Source organism: uncultured Porphyromonas sp. (genome assembly GCF_938039215.1).
Lineage (GTDB): Bacteria > Bacteroidota > Bacteroidia > Bacteroidales > Porphyromonadaceae > Porphyromonas.
Genome location: NZ_CALHVI010000024.1, coordinates 1 through 25,124, shown reverse-complemented (window position 1 = coordinate 25,124; position 25,124 = coordinate 1). Strand labels below are relative to the sequence as shown.

15 protein-coding genes and 1 tRNA gene are annotated in these 25,124 nt (G+C 57.1%); 11 read left to right on the top strand and 5 right to left on the bottom strand.

The window, feature by feature from the left end; translation table 11 throughout:
• The 6 genes from Q0336_RS03225 (at position 1) to nagB (ending at position 6,938) form a co-directional block, all read left to right on the top strand.
• The gene (locus Q0336_RS03225; RefSeq protein WP_298525641.1) at positions 1-2,073 is read left to right on the top strand and encodes an alpha-L-fucosidase; all 2,073 of its coding nucleotides are present in this window, start codon (positions 1-3) and stop codon (positions 2,071-2,073) included.
• A gap of 9 nt (positions 2,074-2,082) precedes the next feature.
• Positions 2,083-2,586 (top strand): low molecular weight protein-tyrosine-phosphatase, encoded by a 504-nt coding sequence (locus Q0336_RS03220; protein ID WP_298525638.1) that lies wholly within the window; start codon positions 2,083-2,085, stop codon positions 2,584-2,586.
• A gap of 414 nt (positions 2,587-3,000) precedes the next feature.
• Positions 3,001-3,906: a diaminopimelate dehydrogenase gene (locus Q0336_RS03215; protein WP_298525635.1), complete on the top strand. Its 906-nt coding sequence runs from the start codon at positions 3,001-3,003 to the stop codon at positions 3,904-3,906.
• A 42-nt stretch (positions 3,907-3,948) separates the two neighbouring features.
• Entirely contained in the window at positions 3,949-4,824 is an 876-nt protein-coding gene (gene lgt, locus Q0336_RS03210; protein ID WP_298525632.1) for a prolipoprotein diacylglyceryl transferase, read from the top strand.
• 84 nt (positions 4,825-4,908) lie between these two features.
• Positions 4,909-6,111 carry an FprA family A-type flavoprotein gene (locus Q0336_RS03205; protein WP_298525630.1) on the top strand — a complete coding sequence of 401 codons (1,203 nt, stop codon included), beginning with the start codon at positions 4,909-4,911 and terminating at the stop codon, positions 6,109-6,111.
• A gap of 41 nt (positions 6,112-6,152) precedes the next feature.
• The gene (nagB, locus tag Q0336_RS03200) at positions 6,153-6,938 is read left to right on the top strand and encodes a glucosamine-6-phosphate deaminase (protein ID WP_298525627.1); all 786 of its coding nucleotides are present in this window, start codon (positions 6,153-6,155) and stop codon (positions 6,936-6,938) included.
• Between the two features lie 196 nt (positions 6,939-7,134).
• Here nagB and Q0336_RS03195 read toward each other — a convergent pair whose 3' ends face one another.
• From Q0336_RS03195 to Q0336_RS03175, 5 genes are all read right to left on the bottom strand, one after another.
• Positions 7,135-8,397: a class I SAM-dependent methyltransferase gene (locus Q0336_RS03195; RefSeq protein WP_298525625.1), complete on the bottom strand. Its 1,263-nt coding sequence runs from the start codon at positions 8,395-8,397 to the stop codon at positions 7,135-7,137.
• Between the two features lie 10 nt (positions 8,398-8,407).
• Positions 8,408-10,906 carry a DUF4982 domain-containing protein gene (locus Q0336_RS03190; RefSeq protein WP_298525620.1) on the bottom strand — a complete coding sequence of 833 codons (2,499 nt, stop codon included), beginning with the start codon at positions 10,904-10,906 and terminating at the stop codon, positions 8,408-8,410.
• 395 nt (positions 10,907-11,301) lie between these two features.
• A tRNA-Cys gene (locus Q0336_RS03185) sits at positions 11,302-11,372 on the bottom strand.
• Positions 11,373-11,552: 180 nt separating this feature from the next.
• On the bottom strand, positions 11,553-15,266 hold the full coding sequence (purL, locus tag Q0336_RS03180) for a phosphoribosylformylglycinamidine synthase (RefSeq protein ID WP_298525617.1): 3,714 nt from the start codon (positions 15,264-15,266) through the stop codon (positions 11,553-11,555).
• 196 nt (positions 15,267-15,462) lie between these two features.
• A complete protein-coding gene (locus tag Q0336_RS03175) occupies positions 15,463-16,476 on the bottom strand; it encodes a peptidoglycan DD-metalloendopeptidase family protein (RefSeq protein WP_298525614.1) in 1,014 nt (337 codons plus the stop codon).
• 597 nt (positions 16,477-17,073) lie between these two features.
• Between Q0336_RS03175 and Q0336_RS03170 the strand changes: the two genes are divergently transcribed.
• From Q0336_RS03170 to miaB, 5 genes are all read left to right on the top strand, one after another.
• Positions 17,074-17,667, top strand: a complete 594-nt coding sequence (locus Q0336_RS03170; RefSeq protein WP_298525611.1) for an outer membrane beta-barrel protein — start codon at positions 17,074-17,076, stop codon at positions 17,665-17,667.
• A 123-nt stretch (positions 17,668-17,790) separates the two neighbouring features.
• Entirely contained in the window at positions 17,791-18,861 is a 1,071-nt protein-coding gene (locus Q0336_RS03165) for an aminoglycoside phosphotransferase family protein (protein ID WP_298525608.1), read from the top strand.
• 522 nt (positions 18,862-19,383) lie between these two features.
• The gene (locus Q0336_RS03160) at positions 19,384-22,689 is read left to right on the top strand and encodes a DUF2723 domain-containing protein (RefSeq protein ID WP_298525605.1); all 3,306 of its coding nucleotides are present in this window, start codon (positions 19,384-19,386) and stop codon (positions 22,687-22,689) included.
• Between the two features lie 8 nt (positions 22,690-22,697).
• A complete protein-coding gene (locus tag Q0336_RS03155; protein WP_298525602.1) occupies positions 22,698-23,330 on the top strand; it encodes a polysaccharide deacetylase family protein in 633 nt (210 codons plus the stop codon).
• Between the two features lie 225 nt (positions 23,331-23,555).
• Complete coding sequence (miaB, locus tag Q0336_RS03150) at positions 23,556-24,953, top strand: tRNA (N6-isopentenyl adenosine(37)-C2)-methylthiotransferase MiaB (RefSeq protein ID WP_298525599.1); 1,398 nt, start codon at positions 23,556-23,558, stop codon at positions 24,951-24,953.
• Positions 24,954-25,124 lie beyond the last annotated feature (171 nt).

Sequence of the window (25,124 nt, the reverse complement as noted above, 5' to 3'; positions counted from 1 at the left end):
ATGAAGATCCTACGTACCCTCCTCGCTGGTGGCGCTCTTGCCCTCCTAGGGACTTTGCCCTCCGAGGCGCAGTCCAAGGAGCCAGCACCCGTCCTGCCCCTGCCGACCAAGGCACAGCAAGCTTGGCACGAACTAGAGACCTATGCTTTCATTCACTTCGGCCTGAATACCTACAACGACCTAGAGTGGGGCTATGGTAATACCCCAGCGAAGACCTTCAATCCACCCATCCTCGATGTCGAGCAGTGGGTCACCACGCTCAAGCGTGCAGGTATGAAGGGAGTGATCCTCACGGCCAAGCATCATGATGGCTTCTGTCTATGGCCAACGGAGACGACCGACTATTCGATCAAGAACAGTCCTTACAAGGGTGGTCAGGGAGACCTCGTCAAGGAGCTTAGCGATGCTTGCCACCGTCATGGCCTGCAGTTCGGGCTCTACCTCTCCCCCTGGGACCGCAATAACAAGAACTATGGCTTCCCTGCCTATCAAGAGACCTTCCACAAGCAGATCCAAGAGCTGACGACCCGCTACGGCAAGCTCTTCGAGTACTGGTTCGATGGGGCGAACGGCGGTACGGGCTGGTACGGCGGTGCAGACTCTGCCCGTAGTATCGACCCTAATAGCTACTACCGCTATGAGGAAGCAGCGAAGATGCTTCGACAGAACAACAAGGACATCATGATCTTTGGTGGCACGGTGCCCACCATACGCTGGATCGGCAATGAGTCCGGTTGGGCTGGGGAGACGAACTGGGCAGCCTACGATCCTTCACGTGAGAAGCACTACACCGAAGCCCAGTGGGGACATCGGGATGCGACCCAGTGGCTTCCTGGAGAAGTGGACGTAAGTATCCGCCCAGGATGGTTCTATCACCATCGAGAAGACCACCAGGTGCGCTCGGTGGCGAACCTCGTGAACCTCTACTATCAGAGTGTCGGTCGTGGTGCTAACCTCCTTCTGAACTGCCCCATCAATCTCGATGGGAAGATCCCCGCTGTCGACTCGGCTCGCCTCATCGCTTGGCATGACCATCTGAAGACCTCCTTCCAGAAGGATCTGCTTCGTGGCATCGTCCCTGCGGTGACGAACCAGCGTTCGGGCAAGACCTTCCTCCCCCAGCATCTCACCGATGGCTCACTGAAGACCTACTGGGCGGGTGCTGATGGTACGAAGACGGCTCAGCTGACCTTCCGCTTCCCTCGTCAGACGGAGCTCAATACCGTAGCTCTGCAGGAGTACATCGCCCTCGGCCAGAGAGTCGAGCGCTTCCGCATCGAGGTGGCTGATGCCTCGGGACGCTTCGCTCCTGTCTCGACGACCGATACGCTGACGACCATCGGCTACAAGCGTCTTATCCGCTTTGCACCCGTCAAGACCTCTGCTCTTCGCATCACCATCGAAGAGGCACGTGGCCCTGTCTGCCTCTCCAATATCTCGGCTTATCTAGCGCCCGAAGTGCTGGAGGCTCCCGTCGTGCGTCGTGATGCCGAGGATACGGTCTCTATCCGTACGCTGGCGGCCAATGCTAAGCTCGAGTATGCCCTGCTGAAGGAGGGACAAGATGCGAGCCGTGCCGTATGGCAGGCCTATACCGAGCCCTTCTACGCTCCAGGTGATCACATCACCATCCTCGCCCGAGTCTCTACGCCCATCAACAAGGAGAAGCCTATGACGACCTTCCATTCGGGCTATTCGATGAAGGAGGTACATGTGCCAGGCCTCAACGAAGAGCAGCGTCAGCATCTCTTCGATGGCAACGGCTACACGCATGTGGCTCTCGGCGCTGGTGCTCGCTCGCTGGCCCTAGAGTTCGACGCTCCCCGCCTCATCCATCGCCTCGTCTATACCCCCTCGCAGCATCGTGATGTGCAGGGGCATATCCAGCGCTACGAGCTCTACCTCGATGGGGAGAAGGTGGCTGAAGGCGAGTTCGCTAATATCCGCAATAACCCCATTCCCGTAGCGATCACCCTCCCCGAAGCGAAGGAGGGGAAGACGCTCCGCCTCGTCGTGACGAAGACCGTCGAGGATGCTAAGGATGTGCTCCTCGGAGACCTAGCCATCGACTAAAAACGTCCTATGCGCCAGACTCCCATCCTCCAGCCCGTCAGTGGGCGACCCGTGCGGGTGCTCTTCGTCTGTCTCGGCAATATCTGTCGAAGCCCTTCGGCTGAAGGGGTCTTCCGTCACCTAGTGATGGAGGCAGGGCAGGATGAAGCTTTCGAGATCGACTCCGCTGGTATCATCGGGCATCACGAGGGCGAACTTCCCGACGGGCGTATGCGTGCTCATGCCGCTCGCCGTGGCTACGATCTGACCAGCCGCTCCCGTCCGATCAGCTACGAAGACTTCTTCCACTTCGACTACATCATCGGGATGGACGAGTCGAATCGTGAGCGTCTGCTGGAGAAGGCTCCGACAGCCGAACTGGCCGAGAAGGTCTCCCTCCTGACGGACTGGGCACCCGATGCGTCGAAGGACCACGTCCCCGATCCCTACTACGGCGGGGCAGAAGGCTTCGAGCATGTACTTGACCTGCTGGAGCACTGCCTTCCCCAGCTACAGCGCCAGCTCCTTCCCTAGCGGGGAAGGGTCTTACGCATCAGCCCCATACGAATAGAGCGCCCCGAACTTCGATAGAGAAGTTCGGGGCGCTTTTTGTTTGCTCTTTTTGATCGTATGGAGGACAGGGGTAGGGAAGGGGTAAAAACAAACCTACGGTGGATCGCCTTTGCGACCTACCGTGGGTCGCTTCGACGACCTACCGTAGGTCGTCACGGCGACCTACGGTAGGTTTTTTTAGCGTCGTTTGGAGGCCTTCTCCAAAGCCTCTTGGCAAGCGGGCTGGCGAGGGGTCGGCTCGTTGGGCCGAAAACCATCATTTCCTCGCCCTGAACTTCACCCCCAATCTTCGCCCCCGATGCAGGGTATTTAGTATCTTTGTATAATTAAGTGATATGTTCACGCTCACCTCTATTTACCAAGGCAAAAGAAACAATGTCTGAGACAAAAAAAATACGAGCCGCCGTCGTCGGCTATGGGAACATCGGGCACTATGCCATCCAAGCTCTGGAGGCAGCTCCCGACTTCGAGATCGCTGGGGTCGTACGCCGTGATCCATCCAATGTCCCCTATGAGCTTCGCCCCTATCGTGTGGTGGGAAGCATCAAGGAGCTGGACGAGGTCGATGTAGCCCTGCTCTGCACACCTACCCGCCTGGTCGAAGTGACAGCCCAAGAGATCCTTGCCCTAGGGATCCATACCGTGGACAGCTTCGACATCCATACGATGATCCTGCCTCTGCGTGAGGCGCTAGGCAAGACGGCTCGTGAGCACGGCGCTGTCTCCGTCATCGCTGCAGGCTGGGATCCAGGGAGCGACTCCGTAGTGCGCACCCTCATGGAAGCTATTGTCCCCAAGGGCATCACCTATACGAACTTCGGCCCTGGTATGAGCATGGGGCACACCGTCGCCGTGAAGGCCATCGCTGGGGTGCACCGAGCCCTCTCGATGACCATCCCTACAGGGACGGGCATCCACCGACGTATGGTCTATATCGAGCTCGAGCCTGGCTACAAGGCCGAGGAAGTGATCCAAGCCATCAAGACCGATGACTACTTCGCTCACGACGAGACCCACGTCACCGTCGTCGATGATGTAGACCAGCTGATCGACATGGGCCACGGTGTCCACATGACTCGCAAGGGAGTCTCGGGGCAGACGCAGAATCAGCTCCTGGAGTTCAACATGAAGATCAACAATCCCGCCCTCACGGCGCAGATCCTTGTGGCAGCCGCACGTGCTACCCGCCGTCTCACCCCAGGGTGCTATACGATGCAGGAGATCCCCGTCATCGATCTCCTCCCTGGAGAGCGTGAGCAGTGGATCGGTAAGCTCTGCTAATCCCCCTTCACCCCCTCTCAAGCTATCAACCTTCGCTCGCCTATGCTAAGCGCCATCACTTGGGACGTAGATCCCGTTATCTTTGAGGTCTTCGGACGAGGTATCCGCTGGTACGGCCTCCTCTTCGCTCTCGGGCTCCTTATCCTAGGCCCTATGGTCGAGGAGCGCATCTGGAAGCGGGAGAAGCTCCCCGTCGAGTGGATGAACTCCCTCTACATCTATGTCGTCATCGGGACGGTCGTCGGAGCTCGCCTCGGGCATGTCCTCTTCTACAATCCTTCCTATTATCTGGCTAATCCCGCCGAGATCCTCAAGGTCTGGGAGGGAGGGCTCGCCAGCCATGGAGGGAGCATAGGTGTGATCCTCGCCGTCTGGCTCTACTCCAAGCGTGTGACTAAGAAGTCCGTCCTCTGGGCTCTGGACCGTCTGGCTGTGCCTACAGGGCTAGCGGCGGCACTTATTCGCCTAGGGAACCTGATGAATAGTGAGATCTTCGGTCGTCCGACTGATGCGCCTTGGGGCTTCATCTTCCCCCGTGCTTCGGAGTTCGCAGGCTACGCTGAGCGAGGCCTAGCGATCCCAGCTTGTCACCCGACACAGATCTACGAGGCACTGGCCTATCTCTTGGTCTTCGCCTTCTGCTGCTACCTCTATTGGTGCCGAGATGCAGCCCGCCGATACTCGGGACTCATCGTAGGCTATTTCCTCGTCGGAGTCTTTGGCTCTCGCTTCTTCATCGAGAGCATCAAGAACGTGCAGGAGGCTTGGGAGCAACAGCTCGTCGCCAGCTGGGGGATGAACATGGGACAGCTCCTGAGCATCCCCTTCGTCCTCGGTGGTCTTGCCCTAGTCATCCAAGCTTATCGTCATCCCCTAGAGCCTAATGCGGCTTCTTCCCCCGCAACGGCTAAACCCTAGTACACCCGCTCTACCCGTGGGAGCACCGATCCTTTCAGGTCAGCCCCACTGCAAGAGCCATCTCATATTACACTCTACTCTACTATGTACCAAGTACCACAGATCACCAGCTCCATCTACTACGTCGGGGTCAACGACCGCATGAAGGAGCGCTTTGAGAATGTCTGGTCGATCCCTTCGGGGGTGGCCTACAACGCTTACCTCATCCTCGACGAGCAGACCACCCTCATCGATACGGTGGATGTCTGCTATTCGGATGTCTTCTTCCACAAGCTGGATATCTTGCTCGAGGGCCGTCCCCTAGACTACCTTATCATCAACCACATGGAGCCCGACCACGGTGGCTCTATTGGCCTGCTGCGCCAGCGCTACCCCAATATGCAGATCGTCGGGAATAAGAAGACCTTCGAGATGCTCCGTGGCTTCCACGGGATCACGACGGGACTTCATGAGGTCAAGAGCGGTGATGCCCTGCGTATCGGTAAGCATGAGTTCTCCTTCCTCATGGCACCCATGGTACATTGGCCCGAGGTGATGTTCACCTACGAGCAGACGAACCGTGTGCTCTTCTCCGCCGATGCCTTCGGCTCCTTCGGTGCGCTGAGTGGGCACATCCTCGATAGCTATATCGATGACCGCAAGGCCTATCTCGAGGAGATGACCCGCTACTACGCTTGTGTCATCGGTAAGTATGGGCCTTTCGTCAAGAAGGCACTGGCGAACATGGACAAGCAAGGGCTGGATGTCGACTTCGTCTGCCCTGCTCACGGGGTCGTCTGGACGAAGGCTGGCTTCGCCGAAGCACGCGAGCTCTATGACCGCCTCTCCTCTGATGCTTCCGAGGAAGGGGTCGTCATCCTCTACGGTTCGATGTACGGCAATACCGAGCAGCTCGCTGATGTCATCGCCCAGAGCCTCGCTGCTTCGGGTGTCAAGCACATTGTCTGCCACAATGTGACTAAGAGTGATCCTTCGGTGATCCTCAGGGATGTCTTCCGCTACCGAGGTCTTATCATCGGAAGCCCCACCTACTGCGGTGAACTCTTCTCGCCCATCGAGAACCTCATGAACCTCATCCGCATCCGTGATGTCAAGGCTCGCCTCTATGCTGCCTTCGCTTCACACACGTGGGCTCCTGCCGCCCTCAAGCGCCTCCTTCCCTTCGCCGAAGAGATGAAATGGGAAGCTGTCGGCGAAGGTGTCGAGATGAAGATGGCGGACCTCCCCTCCATCCTCTCCGCTGCTTGGTCGCTAGGCACTGCGATGGCTGAGCGTCTGAAAGCTTAGCCTATACAGATCGTATTTTATCAACTAAACCAGCTAATAGTATGCGTCTTATTATTCAGCCCGACTACACGGGTATCTCTCAGTGGGCTGCGGACTATGTCGTCCGCAAGATCCAGTCTGCCCAGCCTACTGCTCAGAAGCCATTCGTCCTTGGTCTGCCTACGGGTTCTTCTCCCATGGGTATGTACCGTGCTCTGGTGGCAGCCCATCAAGCCGGGCGTGTGTCCTTCGAGCATGTCGTCACGTTCAACATGGACGAGTATGTCGGCATCCCCGAAGATCACTCCGAGAGCTACCATACCTTCATGTGGAAGAACTTCTTCAACCACATCGACATCAAGAAGGAGAATGTGCATATCCTCAACGGTAATGCTCCTGACCTCGAAGCCGAATGTGCTGCCTACGAAGCTGCGATCAAGCAGGTGGGTGGTATCGATCTCTTCCTCGGAGGGATCGGTCCTGATGGGCACATTGCCTTCAATGAGCCAGGTTCTTCACTAGCTTCTCGTACCCGAATGAAGACGCTCACGACGGATACGATCATCGCCAATAGCCGCTTCTTCGACGGCGATGTGAACAAGGTGCCTAAGACTGCACTGACCGTAGGGGTCGGTACCGTGATGGATGCCCGTGAAGTGCTGATCCTCGTCAATGGTCACGGTAAGGCTCGTGCCCTCCAGCAGGCTGTCGAAGGAGCGGTCAACCAGATGTGGACGATCACCGCTCTGCAGCTCCATCCTAAAGGGATCATCGTCTGTGACGAAGCCGCTTGTATCGAGCTGAAGGTCGGTACCTACAACTACTTCAAGGATATCGAGCGCCTCTAAGAATAAGGCCTTCCTTCCCAACTAAGAAACGGGTCATCCCCCTGCCTCAGCATCGAGTTGGGCAGGGGGATGACCCGTTTTGTATGCGCTAGTTCCCTTGCTTTAGATACGAAGATCGTAAGGCTTTAGGAGGGCTAGTTCTCTTGCATAATAGTAGGTGGGAGTTCCTCTTGATAGGCGGTGATTGCCTCGCCCATTAGAGGCGGTGACAGAGGACGAGGAGGTGTGCTCCGTCGGAAGCTGTCAGGGCAAGTAGGGTCTTCGATCCGCCGTCCTTCAGGCGAAGACGGGAGCGTAGGGCTTCGGGGCGCAGAGGGAAGTTCCGGCAGGTGATCTCTGCCTGCTGGATCCCCCGACCTATGGCCTTCAGCTGAGAGGAGGCAAAGGGATAGACTCGCTCGACCTCAAAGACTCTCCCAGGGAACTTCCCCTCGGGGAGCTGGTCCGAAGTATAGAGGTGTGTATTGGGATGGAGCGCTTCAAGGGCATAGGCTCTCCCGATACTTCGGAAGAGTCCCGTCTTCATGAGTGCTGCATGAGGCTCGAAGAGATAGCGGAGGGGAGCACGAGCGTAATGCGTCTCTTCCTGCTCTTCCTGTGCTAAGGCACGAGCGAGGGCAAACTCTGGGATGGACTCATTCGGACGAAGATCTTGTGCGATGATCGTGACTTCCTCGGGCTGGGGCTTTGCCTTCGCTTGCTCTAGGTCGATGAGTAGGAGCAGCTCCTTAGCCTCGCCTCGGACAGAGACGACGTGAAGCTCCTTAACCCCAGGGATGGAGCGAAGGGTATGCACCACATCGAGCATCGGGGAGAGCTTGACGAGGAGTCTAGGGAAGTGGGGGAGATGAAGCTCCTCCACAAGCGCATGAAGCTGGGGAAGGAGTTGGTGTAGATCAGGTTCGCAGTCCTCGATGGCATAGACGCGACGTGCGGTGTCCTGCCCCTCCCGGCGAGCGGGGTCGAGGAAGATAAGGCTAGGCTGGTAGGTGGCAAGAAGTCCCTCAAGCTGAGGGAGCGATTCGCCCTCGATGATGACGAGCTCTTGGGTGGGAAGGAGGCGAGGGAGATTGAAGCGAGCAGCAGCGACGAGCTCTGCTTGACGCTCGACATAGACGGCCCTCTTCGCTTGGGATGCAAGGGCGGTGAAGTCCACTCCGAAGCCTCCTGTCATATCCAGAAGGACATCCGTTTGCTGGACGAAGCGCTGCTTGTAGCGGGCCGCTTCTTCGCTGGAGCATTGCTCGAGGGCGAGGGGGGTGGGCAGGAAGACCCCAGCTGTATGCCAGCTGGGGAGCTTCCTGGAGAGTGACGGCTCGGAGGCGAGCTGTAGGGAGAGGTAGTGGCGCTCTTCTCGGGTGAGTGATCCCTTGCCGAGGAGGATACGCTCGGGGGGAGTCCCTCGGTAGGTGGCTTGTAGCTCAAGGATATGAGCGATGAAGCTAGGGGAGAGCGACACGGGGCGGAGGTTACTTGACCTGAATGCGGATGCTTGCCGAGGGCAGACCCTTGGCCGACACGGTCAGCACTGCTTCTCCAGCATGCTCTGCACTCTGAATGAGGGCTACGAGCTGACCGCTGAAGACATGGTGTCGGGGTAGGTGGAAGGCATCGAGCGAAGCAGGATTGCCCGAAGCTGCAGCACGGAAGGAGCCAGCACCCGTGACCTTGAAGTTGAGGAGGCGACCATCGTCGGGGACGAGGTTACCGTCCTTGTCGACGACACGCACGGTGACGAAGGAGATATCCTTGCCATCGGGGGCGATGGTGGTGCGGTCAGCGATGAGCTCAAGGTGATGGGGACGACCTGCCGTGCGGACGATCTGGGTGGCGACAGCCTTACCCGCTTCGTCGTAGGCGACGACCTTCACTTCTCCTGGTTCGTACTTCGTATCCATCCACATTAGGCGGTAGCGCTTCTGGCGAGTGAAGGCCTTCTGGCTGTCTTCGTTCTCAGTATCCTCGATCTTGATGGATAGATCCTTGCGCTGGCGGCCTTGGCTCTTACCGTTGATGAAGAGCTCTGCCTCGGGGTAGTTGGTGTAGACGAAGATAGGGGTTACCTCGCCTTCACGACCAGGCCAAGTCCAGTGGGGAAGGATGTGGAGCGTCTCTGCATCCTTCTTCCAGTGGCTGCGGTAGAGGTAGAAGCGGTCCTTGGGAAGACCTGCGAGGTCTACCGCTCCGAAGAGCGAAGAGTGGCTAGGCCAATCACTATAGTAGGGAGTGGGTTCGCCGAGGTAGTCGATGCCCGTCCAGATGAATTCGCCCATGCTCCAGTCATGATCCTCTTGACGGATGAAGTCATCCTCGGGGAGGTTGCTCCACCCGCAGTGCTCGACATCGTAGCCTGAGGACTGATGGTCGGGGTACTTCGCCATGCTCTTGCGCACGACGGGGAACTTATATACCCCACGAGAGCTGACCGTCGAGCAGGTCTCTGAGCCGAGGAGGAAGCCCTGTGGCAGGACCTTGTGAGCCGAGTCGTAGAGGAAGGGGCGGTAGTTGAAGCCTGGGATGTCGAGGGTCGTAGCCATGCCGCTCTTGAGGACACCCAGTGGGTTGTCCATCCCGTTGGTCACGGGGCGAGTGGGGTCTTCGCGGTGGCAGATCTCCTGCAGGCGATAGGCGAGCTTAGCCCCATCGAGCGAAGGTTGCTCGGGGACTTCATTCCCGATGCTCCACATGATGACCGAGGGGCTGTTGCGGAACTGATGCAGGAGGTTCACCAGATCACGCTCGTGCCACTCGTTGAAGTCAAGGTTGTAGCCGTTGGGCACCTTAGCCTGCGCCCAGCAGTCGAAGCTCTCTGCCATCAGAGGCATACCCATCTCATCACAGAGACGGACGAACTCTGGGGCGGGCATGTTGTGCGAGGTGCGGATGGCATTGACCCCCATGTCCTGCATGGTGCGGATCTGACGGCGCATGGCGGCTTCGTTCACAGCTGCGCCGAGAGGACCGAGGTCGTGGTGCAGGCAAGCGCCTTGGAACTTCAGCTTGCGCCCGTTGAGGTAGAAGCCATCGCCTGCCTTCAGTTCGATGGAGCGGATCCCGAAGGTCGTCGTGTCTCGGTCGAGTACACGTCCGCCATCGCTTAGCTCGACGACATACTTGTAGAGGTGAGGCTGGTTGATGTCCCAGAGCTGGGGGCTCTGGAGCTCGAAGCCCGTATGGCAGAGGTGTTCAGCACTAGAGCTCTGGATCTCCTCTTCGCACTGTGCGACGACCTTGCCAGCAGGGGAGAGGAGCTGGGTCGTCACCTGTAGAGGACGGCCAGCGAGCGAGCTCATCCCTGCGATGCGTGTACGGACATCCACATAGGCGTGGCTTGCCTTGGCTGTGGGGGTCTGGATCTGTGTGCCCCAGAGAGGGACGTAGACGGGGGAGGTGATGGTGAGGTGCACGTTGCGGTAGAGCCCTGCGCCAGGGTACCAGCGGCTACTCTCGTGCTTATTCTCCAGACGCACAGCGAGCGTATTAGCTTCTCCTGGGCGCACGAAGGAGGTGATATCAAAGGCGAAGGTGTTGTAGCCATAGGGCCAGTAGCCTACCTCCTTACCATTGACATAGACACGGGCGTGGCTCATCGCCCCATCGAAGCGGAGGAATACACGGCGGTCGCCTAGATCGCTGGGGATCTCAAGGCTGCGGCGGTACCAGCCTGCGCCTACGAAGGGCAGTCCACCTGTACGGCCAGCATGCTCCATAGCTTCCTTCTGCCCATCCTGAGCGATGGCCAGATGCTGCTTGTCGTTGTCGAAGCTGAAGGGGCCGTAGATCGCCCAGTCATGAGGGACGACGACACGGCTCCACTTGCTGTCGTTGAAGGTCGGGGAAGAGAATTGGGTTTGATCTTCTCGGGTGAAACGCCAGCCTTTCTCAAGGAGACGCTCAGAGCGTTGAGCCTGCAGGGGGAGGCTAAGGGCAGCACCCAATGCGAGGGCGCATGCGAATAGTCGCTTCATTCGGTTGAGTCTCAATAGTTGTATGTGAAGTGAGCTTCGATCATACGGGGTATGATCTTTTCCCAAAGATACGCAAAATGCGCCTTATCAGCCCCTTTCGCCCTTCTTCAGACAAAGGTTCAGCCCGAATAGAGGAGGGTAAATCAGCCCGCTTGGGATGGGCTCTCTAGAGGGACGAAAAACGACCCACGGTAGGTCGCCGATAAAACCTACTGTGGGTCGTCTCACCGACCTACCGTGGGTCGTCGAGGCGACCTACAGTAGGTCTTATTTTGGGGGTATCCTAGCCCCTCTCGGATGAGCCCCTAGGACGGGCTCGGGAAGCGGGGTAGTGAAGGGCTCGGGGGTAACAAAAAAGCACCGAAGTCTACTAGGAGACTTCGGTGCTTTTCTTGAGGTTCCTGGCGGAATCGAACCGCCGTAAACGGTTTTGCAGACCGGTGCCTAACCACTCGGCCAAGGAACCCTGTGTTGTGGTTTGCGCTTGCAAAGTAACGAAAAACCTTTTACATACGCAATTACATCCTTTTTACTGACCGAAAAGCCTTACTTAGGATCGTCTGAATGCCCCGTAATGAAGCGAGCCCCCACCCAGCACTAAGCTGGGTGGGGGCTCGCAGTATATCCTGTATTTTCGGGGGGGCGCTTAGGCGTGCTTCACGCACCAATCATAGGCATTGCGGAAGGCCTTCATCCATGGAGTGATCTCATGCTCCGCACGTAGCTCCTCGGGGTAATAAGCACACTGCCAAGGGAAGATGGCTCGCTCGGGGTGAGGCATCAGTGCCAGATGGCGGCCATCCTCACTGCAGAGCCCTGCGATGGCATCGGGCGACCCGTTGGGGTTCGCAGGATAAGCATCGTAGGCATAGCGTGCGATGACGTGGTAGCGGTCGGGAGCGTAGGGGAGTTCGAACTTCCCTTCACCATGTGCTACCCACGCTCCGAGGCTCGTACCTGCTAGATCGTGGAGCATCACCGAGTGATTCTCTGGGATCGTGAGCATAGAGAATGCGCTCTCGAACTTGTGCGAATCGTTGTGCGCCATCTTGTGCTTCAGCTCGTGCTCGGGGTAGAGCAGCTCAAGCTCAGCCATGAGCTGACAGCCGTTGCAGATCCCGAGACTCAGCGTGTCGGGGCGAGCATAGAAGCGCTCAAGGGTGGCCTTCGCCTGCTCGTTGTAGAGGATGCCAGCTGCCCAGCCCTTAGCCGAGCCCAGCACGTCGGAGTTGGAGAAGCCTCCGCAGAAGACGATGAACTGGACATCATCCAGTGTCTCCCTGCCCGATATGAGGTCGGTGAGGTGGACATCCTTGACTTCAAAGCCAGCGAGGTGGAGGGTATAAGCCATCTCACGCTCACCATTGGTCCCCTTGTCACGGAGGATCGCTGCTCTCACGGGTGCCTTGGTCGTGCGGTTGGGATCGAGACCGAGGTCGGCCAGCTTGCCTGTGAAGCCTTCGGGATAGCGGAACTGGAGGGGCTGCTTCTTATAGTTCGTGAAGCGCTCCTTAGCCAGCTCTTCGCCACTCTGATACTTGTCCATGAGGTAGGAGGAGCGATACCAGAGATCACGCTTCGCATCGATGTCGAGCAAGAGGAGCGTTTGCTTGCCTCGGTGGAAGGAGAGCTGACGACCCGTGGCTTTGGGCACGGCGATACGAGCGAAACCAATGCTGGCATCTCGTAGGACAGCTTCGAGTGCTTCGGGATCGGAAGTCTGCACGAGTACCCCAGGGTTCTCAGCGAAGAGCAGCTTCACAAGATCCTCTTCGGGGAAGGCCGAGAGATCTACAGAGAGACCGCCCGAGACATTGGGGAAGCACATCTCCAGCAGGGCAGTGACAAGCCCGCCAGCAGAGATGTCGTGACCTGCGACCAGCACCCCACGCTGGAGGAGCTCTTGGATCGCCGTGAAGGCTTCACGGAAGTATTCGGGCTCTTCGATACGGGGAGTTTCATCCCCGAGTCTACCGAGTGCTTGTGCCAGAGCTGATCCACCGAGGGCCAGGGGCGCAAAGCTGAAGTCGATATGATAGACAGGGTATTCGGGGCGAGGAAGGAGTACGGGCGAAAGGATCTTCTTCACATCGGAGACCTCTCCGATAGCGCTGATGATCACAGTGCCTGGGCTCAGTACCTTCGAGCCATCAGGATACTTCTGTGTCATCGAGAGCGAGTCCTTACCCGTGGGGATGTTGATCCCAAGGGAGATGGCGAGATCTGAGGCAGCTTCGACTGCATCATAGAGGCGAGCATCTTCGCCTTCATTACGGCAGGGCCACATCCAGTTAGCGCTGAGGGATACCCCTTCGAGACCGTAGGTGAGCGGAGCGAAGACGATGTTTGTCAGAGCTTCGGCTATGGCAAGTTGGCTACCAGCTACGGGATCTACGAGAGCGGCAGCTGGGGCATGTCCGATAGAAGTCGCTATACCCGATCCACCACGGAAGTCCACAGCCATCGCACCGCAGTCACTCAAAGGAAGCTGAATAGCCCCTTGGCACTGCTGGCGAGCGACGCGCCCCGTGACGGAGCGGTCGACCTTGTTGGTGAGCCAGTCCTTACATGCGACACCTTCCTGCTGGAGGACTGCATCGAGGTAGCTTTCGACCTGCTGTGCATCGTAGCTGAGAGGAGCATGCTTGCGCTCTACATGCTTATCGACCATATAGGTCTTAGGCGCTGAGCCAAACATATCCGACAGAGCTAGGTCAATGGGCTTAGCTCCTTCGGCATCCTCGAAGGTCAGGTGCATATCGTCCGTCGTGCGCCCGACGACATACATTGGAGCACGCTCACGCTCAGCGATGCGGGCGATGCGCTCTACAGCTTCCTCCTTCACGAGGAGACCCATGCGCTCCTGACTCTCGTTGCCGATGATCTCCTTGGCTGATAGCGTCTCGTCGCCAATAGGGAAGGTAGAGAGGTCGAAGTGACCGCCCGTCGTCTCTACGAGCTCCGAGAGGCAGTTGAGGTGGCCACCTGCGCCGTGGTCATGGATGGAGATGATGGGATTGTCGTCGCTCTCCGAGAGGGTGCGGATGACATTCTCCACACGCTTCTGCATCTCAGGATTGGAGCGCTGCACGGCGTTGAGCTCGATGGCTCCAGCGTACTGACCGGTATTGACGGAGCTGACGGCACCGCCACCCATGCCGATACGGTAGTTGTCACCACCGAGGAGGATGACCTTTTCGTTGGGCTCGGGCTCACCCTTCTGTGCATCGCTACGGCGGGCATAGCCTATCCCGCCAGCGAGCATGATGACCTTGTCGAAGCCATAGGTGTTGGTATCTGCTTCGTCGGGTTGGTGCTCGAAGGTAAGTACCGAACCACAGATCAGGGGCTGCCCGAACTTATTCCCGAAGTCACTAGCCCCATTGGAAGCCTTGGTTAGGATCTGACGAGGCGACTGGTATAGCCAAGGGCGAGCTTCAGTATGCTTCTCCCAAGAGCGACCTGCCTCGGTGCGTGGGTAGCTGGTCATGTAGACGGCTGTCCCTGCCAAGGGGACACTGGCACGACCACCCGCCATACGGTCACGGATCTCACCACCGGTACCTGTGGCTGCCCCATTGAAGGGCTCGACGGTCGTGGGGAAGTTGTGCGTCTCTGCCTTGAGGCTAAGGACGCTGTCGATGTGCTTACGGACGAAGTAATCAGGCTTGTCCCCAGAGGCGGGAGCGAACTGCTCCAAGTCGCTTGGCCCGTCGATGAAGGCGACATTGTCCTTGTAGGCCGAGACGAGGTGATTGGGATTAGCAGCGCTGGTGTCCTTGATCATGGAGAAGAGGCTACGCTCTTGCTCCTCACCGTCGAGGACGAAGGTCCCACCGAAGATCTTGTGTCGGCAGTGCTCACTATTGACCTGCGAGAAGCCAAAGAGTTCGCTGTCCGTCAAGGGTCGGCCTAGTCGCTGGCTAAGCGCTTCGAGGTAGCTGATCTCTTCTTCGCTCAGAGCTAGACCGTGGGTCTCATTGTAGGAGCGTAGGTCGGTGATCTCTTCGATGGGCTGAGCGGTGAGAGCCGTGGTGAAGACATCGGAGTCAAGTCCTTCGTAGAGGGCCTGAAGCATGGGGTCAAAGGTCGCATCTGGACCTGCTACTTCGTTGAACTCCTCGATGCGGGTGACGGTAGAGATGTTCATGTTCTTCACGATCTCTACGGCATTGGTGCTCCAAGGGGTGACGAGTTCCCGACGGGTACCGACGAAGAAGCCCGAGAGCTGCGACTCGCTGAGCGGAGCTGCACCACTGAAGAGCCAAGAGAGGCGGCTGAGGGTTTCGCTGGAGAGGGTAGAAGTGCTCTCTACGACATAGAGCGTGGAGCTACTAGGCTTCCTGAAAAACGTAATCATTCGTAGGCTATGTAGTTGTCTGTAAGGGGTGATCCGTGACAAGGACTCAAGGGGGAGGTGCTCAGGGCTCCTCCCCAGCCCGAATCTCTAGTGCAAAGGTACGTAAAAAGACCAGGCTTCACCGCCTAGATCTCTAGAGAGTCTGAGCGGTGAAGCCTGGATGTAATGTGGGTGCATATCCCTTCGGTTGTCGAGGCTAGCTTGGGATGCGGATGGTGCGTCCCGTGGAGAGCTTAGCTCGAGAAGAGAGGCCGTTGGTGCGGCAGAGCTTGCTCACAGAGACACCATACTGAGAGGCGATCGTGCGGAGCGTGTCACCCTTCTTGATGCGGTGCGTCTTGAACTGCTCTTCGTTCGCCTCACCGCTCTTCTTAGGCTTAGCTACGGCGTTGGCCACAGCTACGGAGCGGGGTGTGCGATAGGCCCCCTTGACGAAGGCGAAGACATCGAAGCGAGGTACACCCGCCTGGAAGTCGAAGAGGTCGGAGGGGTCGATAGGGATCCCCATGAAGCGAGCCTCGAAGTGGAGGTGAGGCCCTGTGGAGCGCCCTGTACTCCCGCCGAGACCTACGGGGTCTCCAGCTCGGACGATGGTGCCCTCACGGACGATCGAGCGGCTCATGTGGCCATAGACCGTCTCGAGGCCATTGGGGTGACGGATCACGACATAGTTGCCGTAGCCTCTACCTTCGTAGGACTTGATACGCACCTTGCCTGAGAAGGCTGCTCGGACGGTGTCTCCGGTGTTTAGCTTAAGGTCTACCCCGTAGTGCATACGCCCGAAGCTGTGGCGGAAGCCATAGTTGGAGGTCACTTGACGGGTGGAGATAGGCATCACGAACTCTTGGAGATCGATATCCTGACGATCGGGGATATTTACCGACATCCCAGCGAAGGGATTGACGTAGCTTCCCCAGGACGATTCTCCGTAGATCTCAGAGGCGGGGTCTTCTAGATCCTCCTGCTGTTTCTTGGCCTGAAGGTCAGCTTCACGGCGCTTCTTTTCCTTGGAGAGTCGGCTTTTGATCTCGAGTCGGTCGGCCAGAAGCAGATGCTCCCCACTCAAGGGGTTTGTCTGCTGACCGGCTGTCGTGCGTGTCTCCTTCTTTGGTGTCTGTGCCTTCCCTTGTGGACCTGCAGCCCAGGCGGGGAGTGTAGTGGCGACGAGACACAGAGATGCGCATAACAGTCGCATTCTTTTACTTGTCATACCAGCTTTTGATACTTGGATTAAATGTTGCTCTATTACGAGGTGCAGGAGCGCGCCTCCTGCAGTGGTTTGTTTGGACGAGACCTACCAAACCAACGAATGCAAAGGTAGTCAAATACTTAGAAACGCAAGAGCTGCACACTAGAGCCCTCCGTGTGCATGCCCTTGGTTTCCCCTTCGGGTAAGCCTCGTCCTTTATGATAGGGACGTAGTTCTAACGCATGATCCTCTCTGCTGAGTATCGCCCCTTATTATAATAGGGGAGATGCTTCTGAAGGGTCTCAGGAGACAAAGATGCCCTCTCGCAAGAGCCCAAGAAAAACCTACGGTAGGTCGGTCGACCGACCTACCGTAGGTCGTCGATGCGACCCACAGTGGGTTTTTAGAGCGACCTACCGTAGGTCGGAATTGGGGGGCTCGAGATCCCGCTAATAATGCGGGTCTGTGATAAGGGCTAATTCGAGGGCAGAAGTCTCCGATGATGCACCTTAATTTGACCTGGGGAAATACCGATATATGGTTTTTATGTCAAAATGTGTAACTTTAACCCTCGGCTACGGGCTAATCTCGTAGCGTACACCTAAAGAAAGAACGAATATGAAGAAGCTAATTTTCGCCGCCTTCGCACTCGTTGCAGGCGTGCTCTCAGCTCAAGCTCAGATCGCTATCCATCCTCGTGTAGAAGTCGCAGGGAACTTCGCTCGCTCGGTCATCACTAAGGCTGATGGCGGTACACTCGATGGTCTCAAGGTACGTCCAGGCTTCCGTGCTAGCGTCGCTGCCGAAATCGACCTCGCTGCAGGCGTATATATCGCACCTGGGGTTACCTTCCGTCAGGAAGGGGCTAAGTACTCCAATACGTCTCTCGGGCTCAACTATCTGAGCGTACCCGTAGACCTGGGTATCCGTGCAGGCTTTGGTGACAACCTCGCTGTATCTGTCGAAGCTGGTCCTTCCTTCTCCTATGGTATCTCTTCTGTATCTGATGTCAAGGGGGCAATCGATGCCTTCAAGAGCGGCGACCGCAAGCGTTTCGACGTTGGTTTCAATGCTTCTGCTGCACTCGAGTACAGTAAGCTCTACCTCCGTGTTGGTACCGAACTTGGTCTGGTGAACTCCCTCAAGGATGCTGTCCAGAAGGCAAGCAATAAGAACTCTTCCTTCTTCATCGGGGTCGGCTATCGCTTCTAAACCCGAATAGGGACTCGCTCTCTAGCGGGTGACCATGGCCATCCCCGCTGTAGCCTCAGTGCTGCAGCGGGGATGGCCTTTTTAGTGTATCTTTGCGACTATCAATCGAATAGTTTACTTCACATGGAGCAAATCATTAGCAAGTTTGTACCCCTTAGTGACATCGGGGAGGTACAGCCCTTTGGCAACGGCCACATCAACGATACCTACGTCATCTCTGACCGCTCTGGCGAGCGTCGCTGGATCCTACAGCGAGTCAATCACCACGTCTTCCCTCGTATCGAGGTGCTGCAGCGCAATGTCGGCATCGTCTCCGACACCCTTCGCCAGCGCCTAGAGGCCGACGGTGATCCCGAGTGCGATCGTAAGTATCTTCATTTCTTCCCCTTGCTGGATGATCCTACGAAGAACTATTACTACGACGGTGAGAACTACTGGCGACTCTGTCGCTTCATCCCCGAGAGCATGAGCCTCTCGACGCTGAGCCCCAAGGCTGCCTATCATGCTGGTGAGGCTTTCGGTCAGTTCGAGGAGATCCTCTCCGTCATCCCCGAAGGGGTACTCGGGGAGACGATTGAGAACTTCCACAGCATGCCCTTCCGTCTGGAGCAGCTCCGTGAGGCGATCGAGAAGGACCCTTGCGGTCGTGTCGCCTCCGTCCGTGATATCATCGAGGAGATCGACCGCCGTCGAGATACCATGCTCGTGCAGGAGAAGCTCTACGCTGAGGGTAAGCTCCCCAAGCGCACCATCCACTGCGATACCAAGGTGGATAATGTCCTCTTCGATAAGTCGGGTGTCGTGCTCTGCGTCGTCGACTGGGATACGGTGATGCCAGGCTTCATCCTGAGCGATGTCGGGGACTTCATCCGTACGGGTGTCAACTTCGCCCCCGAAGATGAGGCTGATCTCTCGAAGATCGGTGTCAATATGGAGATCTATAAGGCCTTTGTCGAAGGGTATCTCTCGACGGCTGGGAAGTTCCTTACTCCTACCGAGCGTAGCCTCATCGCTTACGGCGGTCGTCTGATGACTTACATGCAGACGGTGCGCTTCCTCGTGGACTACATCAATGGGGATACCTACTTCAAGATCCACTTCCCCGAGCACAACCTCCAGCGTACACGTGCTCAGCTCCGCTACCTCCAGTGCCTCGAAGAGAAGGCCGAAGAAATGGAAGCACTCCTAGCCTAGGCTAAACTCATACCTTATATATAGTGTGGCTACAGACTCCCCTCAGAAGGGGCAGGTCTGTAGCCACTTCTTTTTCTCTAAGGTCGTGGAGGGAGAAGTTCGCTTGTCTAGCCCGCTCTAGAGGCGGCTCTCTGAAGGCCCCTCGAGCAACCTACTGTGGGTCGCCTCGACGACCTACGGTAGGTCGGTCGACCGACCCACAGTAGGTTTTATTGGCGACCTACGGTAGGTCGTTTTTTACCCCTTCGCAAGTTTGCTTAAGGGCGGGTTCTGGCTAAGGTCTCAGACTTCGTGGCGAGGGCTCTCGGGATAGGGTGGTGAGGCGGGGGCTTTCTCCTGCCTCTAGCTCTTCGGATACACCCTCCGTAAATGGGGCTGATGAGCGGGGAAGTAGAGCCTTCACCCGCCCTTGGCTAGCTCCGCCCCGCAGGGTGTCGCCTTATATCGCTATCTTTGCAACTAATATAGCCCACTACGCTCTGTCGTAGAGACGTAGCTCAGGGAGCTTAAACGTAGCAGTACATGAATTGGAAGCAATTTAATCGAGCCAATAACCTCCTCGGTTGGGCGGTCTTCGTGATCGCTACCTTGACTTACCTCCTGACCATCGGTCCCTCAGCAAGCCTCTGGGACTGTGCGGAGTTCATCGCATGTGACTACAAGCTGGAGATCGGTCACCCTCCCGGTGCCCCCTTCTACATGCTGGTCTACAATGTAATCTCTCACCTCGGGGGAAGCCCAGAGCGTGCCGCCGTCTTGACCAATGCCACGAGTGCAGTACTCAGTGGGCTTACTATCCTCTTCCTCTTTTGGACGATCACGCACATGGTGCGTCGTGTCCTTAGCCCGAAGGCGCACCTCGGTGAGCAGGGTCTTGATCCCGTCGGCGAGGTGATGACTCTAGGGCAGGGCGTGGCTATCCTCGGGTCGGGACTCGTGGGTAGCTTGGTCTACACCTTCTCGGATTCCTTCTGGTTCAGCGCTGTGGAGGCTGAGGTTTATGCCTTCAGTTCGCTCTTCACGGCGGTGGTCTTCTGGTTGATCTTTAAGTGGGAAGAGCGCAGTAAGTACGAGCGCTCCGACCGCTGGCTCATCCTCATCGCCTACCTGATGGGGCTGAGTATCGGCGTACACCTACTGAACCTCCTTTGCCTGCCTGCGATGGCGCTCGTCTACTACTTCCGTCGTGCTAAGACACCGACGCTCAAGGGTAGTGTGCTCTCGCTCGTCGCATCGTTTGCCCTCGTGGGACTGATGATGTACGGCGTGGTGCAGGGTGTGCCCAAGCTGGCAGGTAAGTGGGATATGTTCTTCGTCAACAGTCTAGGCCTGAGCTACAATCAGGGAGTGTACATCTATCTGGCTATCCTCGTCGGCATCCTCATCTGGGGTGTGTATGAGACCGAGCTGGCCCTGAAGGATGAGAAGCATCTAGGATCCCATCGCTTCCGCCTCTCCATCGTGCTCTCCCTCATCTTCATGGGGCTGCCACTCATCGGAGATGGTATCATTGCCTTCCTGATCGCCGCTGCGATCGGCTCCTTCTTCTATTGGTACAAGGGTCTCACGGCTCGTGCGGTGCATACCGTACAGATGTGCCTCGTGGCTATCGCTATGGGCTTCTCCTCCTATGGAGTGATCCTGGTGCGTGCCGTGGCAGATCCGCCGATGAACGAGAATGCTCCCGCTGATGCCTTCTCCCTCCGCTACTACCTCGCTCGTGAGCAGTACGGCTCTGCGCCCCTCTTCTATGGGCCTACTTTTGCCTCCGAATATAAGGTCGGCTCGGATGGTCGCCCTGTCTTCAAGGACAAGGAGCCTACCTACGGCCGTATCCATAAGGACAACCCCTCTGACCCCGATAAGTACGTCGTCCGTGCCAAGGAAGATGAGCCCGAATACGAAAGCTCGGGCATGATGCTTTTCCCCCGTGTCTATGAGCGTAGACACGCCCAGATGTACAATACGTGGATGGGTCGTGCGGCAGATGATATGACCATCCCTTCGTTTGGGGACAATATCACCTACTTCCTCAACTACCAGCTCACCTACATGTACTGGCGCTACTTCATGTGGAACTTCGCCGGACGACAGAACGACCTGCAGGGTGATGGTAGCCTCCTACGTGGAGGGGCGATCACAGGGATCTCCTTCATCGACTCCTTCTTCTATGGAGATAGCTCCGCTTACCCAGAGGATATGACCGCCAACAAGGGGCACAATGTCTACTATGCCCTTCCTCTTCTCTTGGGGCTCCTCGGTCTCTTCTTCCAGATCGGACAGGGGAAGCGTGGGGTAGAGAGCTTCTGGGTCACCTTCATGCTCTTCTTCATGACGGGGATCGCCATCGTGCTTTACCTCAACCAGTACCCAGGGCAGCCCCGTGAACGTGACTATGCTTATGTCGGCTCCTTCTATGCCTTCGCCATCTGGATCGGCTTTGGGGTGGCAGCCATCGCTACGCTCGCTACTCGTCTGATGACTAAGCCTGCCGATCGCAAGAAGACCTCTGATGACGAAGCCCCCGCCCTCGTCTCTGCTACCGCTGCTGGTGTAGTGACGCTGGTGGCTCTACTCGTGCCTCTGCAGATGGCAGGACAGAACTGGGACGACCATGACCGCTCTGGGCGCACCGTCGCCAGTGACATGGGACGCAACTACCTCGAGAGCTGCGAACCCAATGCGATCCTCTTCTGCTATGGGGACAATGATACCTTCCCGCTCTGGTACGCTCAGGAGGTCGAAGGGATCCGTACCGACATTCGTACGGTCAATCTCTCTTACCTCTCTGGCGACTGGTACATCGATCAGATGAAGAAGCAGGCATACGAAGGAAAGCCCGTACCCCTTGGGCTCCTACCTAAGTCCTATTACTACTATACGAACTACGCCCTGATCGACCCGAATAATCCCAACGAGGCGACCGTCCAGCAGGCCTTCTCCAAGCTGGAGACCCGAGGCCCTAGCTCTCCTGGTATCGTTCCTACGGCGAACCTCGTTCTCCCCGTAGACTCGGCTGCCGTAGCTCAGCGCCTAGCTAAGAGCTTCCCCGATCTCGTGCAGTACATCACCCCCCAGCTCTCCCTCTCTCAGGCAGGCCGTCAGTATGCAGATATCGGTGGGCTCTCGGTGCTGGATCTCTTGGCATCGAACAATTGGGAGCGTCCCATCTACTGGGCCATCACCTCGCCACGCAATGCCTTCAACGGGATGACCGCTAGCATGGTGCAGACGGGTATGGCTTCGCAGCTCCTTCCTCTAGCGCCCCGTGTCGATAGCGCTGGTCGTACCCTCGACTACGGTATCGGCAATCTGGATCGCATGTATGAGACGGTGATGACGAAGTTCCGCTGGTGTGGGGCTGATAAGCCTGGTACCTACTTCGATGAGAATGCTCGTGGGATCGTCTCGACCCTGCGCAACCAGATCTTCACCCCGCTAGCTGTCGGCTATCTGGAGCGTGGAGACAAGGCGAAGGCTCAAGCTATCCTCCGCAAGTGTATGAGTGTCATCCTCGAGGAGAATGTCCCCTACGAGACGAGTGCTCTTTACTTCGCCGATGCGCTCTATCGTGCAGAGATGAAGAAGGAGGCGGATCACGTCCTTCAGGCGATCGCTCGTCGCAGCCTCAGTACGCTGGCTTGGGCGGTACAGCTCTCCCCTGAGAAGTTCGACGAAGTCTCTCGTCATGGCGACCTGCAGGATGCTTATACGGCGATCTCGTATGCACTGGACTTCTCCAAGATGTATCAGTCTGATGCGCTCAAGGCGTACGAAGGTCAGATTGCTGCTCTTCTGCGTCGTCTAGGAGTAGCCCCTCAAGAGTAAGACCGAGGATGGTCGAGCGTCTTCTCTGTCGTGTACCCATGTGGTACCGCATGCTTGTCCCCGGAGCACGCTGGCGTATCCCAGCGATCACGGGGAAGAGTATCTACCTTACGTTTGATGATGGTCCGATACCCGAGGTCACGCCTTGGGTGCTGGACCAACTCGATGAGCTCGGGGTGCGGGCTACCTTCTTCTGTGTTGCAGACAATGTGCGTCGCTATCCAGAGCTCTTCGAGGAGATCAAGCGAAGAGGTCATGCCGTGGGCAATCATACCTATCATCATATCCAAGGGATCTTCCACTCCACGAGTGAGTATATGCGCGATGTGTATGCTGCTCATGAGTTGATCCATTCGCGCTACTTCCGTCCGCCCCATGGGCATCTGCGCTTTGCGCAGAATAGGGAGCTCAGCCACAGCTTTGAGATCGTGATGTGGGATGTCGTCACACGAGACTACAACCCTAAGCTTAGCCCCGAGACGATCATCGGCTACGTGCAGCGCTATGCACGCAACGGGTCGATCATCGTCTTCCATGACTCGCTCAAGGCCGAGAAGAATATGCGCATAGCCATGCCTGAGGCTGTGCGCTGGCTACAGCAAGAGGGTTACCACTTCCTGCGCATCGGTGATGCGCCCTAGCATTCGTATGTATTATTGTGGAGGGATGGATCGAGTAAGGTCTTTGGTTTGGTGCTAAAAAAAGCGGAGCTGACTTCCCAGCCAGCTCCAACCTATTAACCAAAACCTTAACTATGAAAAATCTTACATTTTCATTGCAAATATAAGGATAAATTATTTCCTGCAATACGCTCTGCTAAGATTTATCCCACCCCTCCCCATCACTTAAACCTCCCCTATACTTTCATGAGCAAGACCGAGCATTCCTCTAGCTCTCCTTCCTCTTCCTCCCCCCGCCGTGTCTATATCGAGACCTACGGCTGTCAGATGAACGTCGCCGATAGCGAGGTCGTCGCTTCGATCATGCAGATGGATGGTTTCCACCTGACCGAAGATCCAGAGCTGGCCGATGCTATCTTCCTCAATACCTGTTCGGTGCGAGACAATGCCGAGCAGAAGGTCCTTAATCGCATCGCCTACTACCACTCGATCCGTCGCAAGAAGCGCCGCCGCATCATCATCGGGGTCCTAGGCTGTATGGCCGAGCGAGCTAAGGGCGAACTGATCGAGAAGCACCACGTCGATCTCGTCGTCGGGCCCGATAGCTACCTTGACTTGCCTAACCTCGTCGGTGCCGTAGAGCGTGGTGAGAAGGCGATCAACGTCGAACTCTCCACCACCGAGACCTACAAGGATGTCCTTCCGCTGAAGATCGGCGGGATCAACCTCTCGGGCTTTGTGTCGATCATGCGTGGCTGCAATAACTTCTGCTCCTACTGCATCGTGCCCTACACCCGGGGTCGTGAGCGCAGCCGTGAGCTAGCGAGTATTATCCGTGAGGTGAAGGACCTCGAGGAGAAGGGCTATCGTGAGATCACGCTTCTTGGGCAGAATGTGAACTCCTATCGTTTCGAGGGCGACGGTCGTGTCTATGACTTCGGTGACCTCTTGGAGCAGGTGGCACTAGCGGTGCCCAAGATCCGCATCCGCTTCACTTCGCCTCACCCCAAGGATATGGATGACAAGGCGATCGCTGTGATGGCCAAGTATCCGAACATCTGTAAGCACATTCACCTCCCCTCCCAGTCGGGCAATGACCGCATCCTCAAGCTCATGAAGCGCAACTATACACGTGAGTGGTATCTGGAGCGTGTGGCCGCCATCCGTCGGGTGATGCCTGACTGCGCCATCACGTCGGATATCTTCTGTGGCTTCCATGATGAGAGCGAGGAGGACTTCCAGGACACGCTGAGCCTGATGCGTGAGGTGGGCTACGACAATTCCTTCCTCTTCAAGTACTCCGAGCGCCCTGGTACCTATGCCGCCAAGTACCTCGAGGATAATATCCCCGAGGATGTGAAGATCCGTCGCCTCGAGGAGATGATCGCCCTGCAGACCCAGCTATCGCTGGAGAGCAACCTCCGTGATGTGGGCAAGACCTTCGAGGTCTTGATCGAAGGCTTTAGCAAGCGTTCCCGAGAGCAGCTCTTTGGCCGTAGTCAGCAGAATAAGGTCGTGGTCTTCGACAAGCAAGGCTACCGTGTCGGGCAGTATGTCGAGGTGCGTATCGAGTCCGCCACAGCTGCGACACTCATCGGTAAGCCCGTGCGTCCTGCAGAGGGCTACGTCCCCGAGTCGCACTAGCCGACTCCTTATATATAAGTATAGAGGAGGTCGCATGATCCTGCAGGATCGTGCGACCTCTTCTTTTTGTGCCCTCCACTCCTCGTCGGAGCACGCTGATCGGATAGCCCCCAAATAAAACCTACTGTGGGTCGCCTTGACGACCTACCGTAGGTCGGTCGACCGACCCAC

Coding starts and splice junctions, on each gene's coding strand:
- Q0336_RS03225 (WP_298525641.1), top strand. CDS start 1: ATGAAGATCCTACGTACCCTCCTCGCTGGTGGCGCTCTTGCCCTCCTA.
- Q0336_RS03220 (WP_298525638.1), top strand. CDS start 2,083: ATGCGCCAGACTCCCATCCTCCAGCCCGTCAGTGGGCGACCCGTGCGG.
- Q0336_RS03215 (WP_298525635.1), top strand. CDS start 3,001: ATGTCTGAGACAAAAAAAATACGAGCCGCCGTCGTCGGCTATGGGAAC.
- lgt (WP_298525632.1), top strand. CDS start 3,949: ATGCTAAGCGCCATCACTTGGGACGTAGATCCCGTTATCTTTGAGGTC.
- Q0336_RS03205 (WP_298525630.1), top strand. CDS start 4,909: ATGTACCAAGTACCACAGATCACCAGCTCCATCTACTACGTCGGGGTC.
- nagB (WP_298525627.1), top strand. CDS start 6,153: ATGCGTCTTATTATTCAGCCCGACTACACGGGTATCTCTCAGTGGGCT.
- Q0336_RS03190 (WP_298525620.1), bottom strand. CDS start 10,906: ATGAAGCGACTATTCGCATGCGCCCTCGCATTGGGTGCTGCCCTTAGC.
- purL (WP_298525617.1), bottom strand. CDS start 15,266: ATGATTACGTTTTTCAGGAAGCCTAGTAGCTCCACGCTCTATGTCGTA.
- Q0336_RS03175 (WP_298525614.1), bottom strand. CDS start 16,476: ATGACAAGTAAAAGAATGCGACTGTTATGCGCATCTCTGTGTCTCGTC.
- Q0336_RS03170 (WP_298525611.1), top strand. CDS start 17,074: ATGAAGAAGCTAATTTTCGCCGCCTTCGCACTCGTTGCAGGCGTGCTC.
- Q0336_RS03165 (WP_298525608.1), top strand. CDS start 17,791: ATGGAGCAAATCATTAGCAAGTTTGTACCCCTTAGTGACATCGGGGAG.
- Q0336_RS03160 (WP_298525605.1), top strand. CDS start 19,384: ATGAATTGGAAGCAATTTAATCGAGCCAATAACCTCCTCGGTTGGGCG.
- Q0336_RS03155 (WP_298525602.1), top strand. CDS start 22,698: ATGGTCGAGCGTCTTCTCTGTCGTGTACCCATGTGGTACCGCATGCTT.
- miaB (WP_298525599.1), top strand. CDS start 23,556: ATGAGCAAGACCGAGCATTCCTCTAGCTCTCCTTCCTCTTCCTCCCCC.